Origin of the sequence: Tahibacter caeni (genome assembly GCF_024609805.1) — a bacterium.
Lineage (GTDB): Bacteria > Pseudomonadota > Gammaproteobacteria > Xanthomonadales > Rhodanobacteraceae > Tahibacter > Tahibacter caeni.
This window is the reverse complement of sequence record NZ_JANFVR010000482.1, coordinates 1-2,638: the sequence shown is the minus strand read 5'-3', so window position 1 is coordinate 2,638 and position 2,638 is coordinate 1. Positions and strand designations below refer to the sequence as shown.

The following is a 2,638-nucleotide window of genomic DNA, read 5'->3' as shown; positions in this document are numbered from 1 at the left end:
CAGCACCTGCGTGTCGCGCGGCAGGCGCAGCACCGAACCGGCGCTGCCGCCGCGCAGCGCGTCGTGGCCGGCGACCGCGTGCAGCGGCGGGCGGCCGGAAGCGCGCAGCCGGCACCAGTCCAGCGACGAGCCCTGCGGATCGCAGTCGAGCAGGCAGAGGCGGCGGCCGGCGCGGGCGTAGTAGCCGGCCAGGGTCGTCGTCAGCGTGGTCTTGCCGCTGCCGCCCTTGCTGTTGGCGATGAGGATGCGGAACACGGAGCCTCCGGGGTCGTCCGTGCCGGCCTCCGGCCGGCGCAGCCGTTTCCTGATTCTGGCCGTCCGTGCGCCGCGGCGGTCCGCTCGCCCGTGCGTGCGGCGCACGGACGGATCTTAGGCCAGCCGGCGGCGTCTGCCTACAGGGGGCGGGCTCGTGCGTGCGAGTTGCCCGATCAGTTCCGGCGGCTTTTGCGCGCCATGCGGCAAGACGTTGGCGCGGCTGTTGTCTCCATGTGTAAAAAATATGTTTGTTGTTCTTGTGTCGGTAGGTTACGGGGTCGCGCAGGCCATATGTGCGTCTGCAGCAGGAAATTGCAAAATATAAGTATTAACATATTAACGACGCCGCGCCGTTCGGTTGCAGCGCGCGCCGGCGTTATGTGCTTCCGGGAATGGCGGGAAATCACCGCGCGACCGCGACGGACTCTTCCGTTGCGTTTGCATCATCGGCGGTCGCGGCGCCAGGGGCTGCGTGCGACGCCGAGTCGTGCGGCGGCCGTTCCCGAAGGAAAGGCGTCCGCGCGCGCAGGGGACGCGTGCCGCTCCGGTTCACGACGCAGGGGCCCGTCGTGCGTTCACACGCATCGCAAGCCAACCCGAAGTTGACGGAGAACATATGGAATTCCAGAAATACACTACGGCGCGTGCGCCGCTCGCGGGCGCGCTCGTCCTTACGCTGGCCGGTATCGCGGCTCCCGCCGCGCAGGCGCAGAATTTCGAAGCCTATTACGGCGAGCGCCCCACGCTCGACGCCGGCGAAGACGTGAAGTCGGTGAACTACTGTCCGCGTACCGGCAGCATCGTCGCCGGTACGCGCCGCACGAGCACCGGCACCGAGGCGCTGGTCACGCGCGTCGACGACAACGGCACGGCACTGTGGCAGTTCGGCTATCGCGTCAACGGCAGCACGAGCACGACCGCGAACGCGATCGTCGAGCTGCGCGACGGAACGGGCTTCGCGCTGACCGGTTCGGTCGTGCGCACCGATACCCACATCTACGTGCTGCGCGTCACCTGCGACGGCAAGCCGGTCTGGACGCGCTTGTTCGGCAACACGGCGACGGGCAGCCGCGGCATCGGCTACGACATCATCGAAGCCGCGCCGACCTTGTCGCCGATACCGCCGCCGCCGAGCCAGCTCATCGTCGTCGGCGACGAGAATCTCGCGGCGCCGGCCGGCGCCGTGGCCGGACGCATCATCCGCATGACCTCGGCCGGAGCATTCGTCTGGGATCGTGCGTACTCGCAGCCGAATCAGCCGCTCGGCCTGCGTTTCCGCGCAGTCACCGAAAACCGCTCGACGAGCGCGAATCTGCCGGACATCGTCGTCGCCGGTTCCGCAGCGCGCGGCACCACGTGGAATGTCGATCGCCGCGGCCTGATGTTCCGCGTGCTCAGCACGGGCGCGCCGGTCTGCAACGCAGTGCTCGGCGTGCTCGACAGCACGAACGAGGACTACTACGGGATCACCCGGCTCACCACCGGCAATTTCAACGGCGAGAGCGTGCTCGTCGGCGCGACGCAGGCGGCCACCGCGGCGAATCCGTCGGCCTACCTGACACGCTTCAACGTCGGCGCCTGCGTGCCTGTCGTGCAGTCGGTCTGGCGCGATCTCACCGACGGCGCGACGGCGTTCGACGTCGTCGAGTCCATCGTGACCACGGCGTCGGCGCCGACCGTCGTGGCGACCGGCACCATTGCCGGCGCGATTACGGCGGGCGACGGCTTTGCGCTGACCGCGGACGATGCCAACCTCGGTCCGCTCGGCGGCCAGTTCCGCTACAGCACGCAAAGCCCGAGGCGCGAAACGTTGATGGCGATCGACAACAAGCGCGACCGCTTCGTGATGGCCGGCAGCACGTTCACCGATTGGGAGGGTGTCGGCGACAACCAGGACTTCTATCTCGTGCAGACCGATCCGAACAAGAAGGACCAGTGCGTGCGCGAGTGGGACTTCAGCTGGTCGCCGGCGCAACTGCCTTACGAGCGCTTCACTCCGCCGATCAAGGTGCTGCAGGCGATGGCCGCGGTCGACACGCAGGAGATCGAAGCGCGCGACGAAGGCTATTGCTGCCGGCTCGATCCGAACTGAGCGACGGGTAAAGAGCCGGACAGGGGCCGACGGCGAGGTTTCAATATCCCGCTGTCCGCCTCCGGGACGCAGCCGGGCGCCTGCACTGCGGGCGTCCGGATGCCCCTCGACGCGGGCGGGCTTCGGCAGTCGAAGCCCGATACGGAGTTTTTCCGGGTTTTTCCGGGCCTCCCCGCGTGGCCGCCGCCGCAGCGATGCGGCGGCTTCAGTCGTCGCGGCGGCGCGCGTGCTGCGGCGGGGCCGCGTAGCTGCGCGCCCAGGCGCGGCGCAGCTGCCGCGCCGAGGCGAAGC

Annotated in this window: 2 protein-coding genes; one reads left to right on the top strand and one right to left on the bottom strand. The window is 68.8% G+C overall.

Annotated features, from left to right (window positions below; genetic code table 11):
* The coding region (locus tag NON22_RS22910) for a nucleotide-binding protein (protein WP_257389303.1) at positions 1-255 on the bottom strand (255 nt) is incomplete at its 3' end.
* Between the two features lie 616 nt (positions 256-871).
* On the opposite strand from NON22_RS22910, the gene NON22_RS22905 reads away from it, so the two are divergent.
* Positions 872-2,347 (top strand): hypothetical protein, encoded by a 1,476-nt coding sequence (locus NON22_RS22905; protein ID WP_257389302.1) that lies wholly within the window; start codon positions 872-874, stop codon positions 2,345-2,347.
* Positions 2,348-2,638: the final 291 nt, after the last annotated feature.

Excerpts from the sequence above, each read along its gene's own strand:
- NON22_RS22905 (WP_257389302.1), top strand. The coding sequence starts at position 872 with ATGGAATTCCAGAAATACACTACGGCGCGTGCGCCGCTCGCGGGCGCG.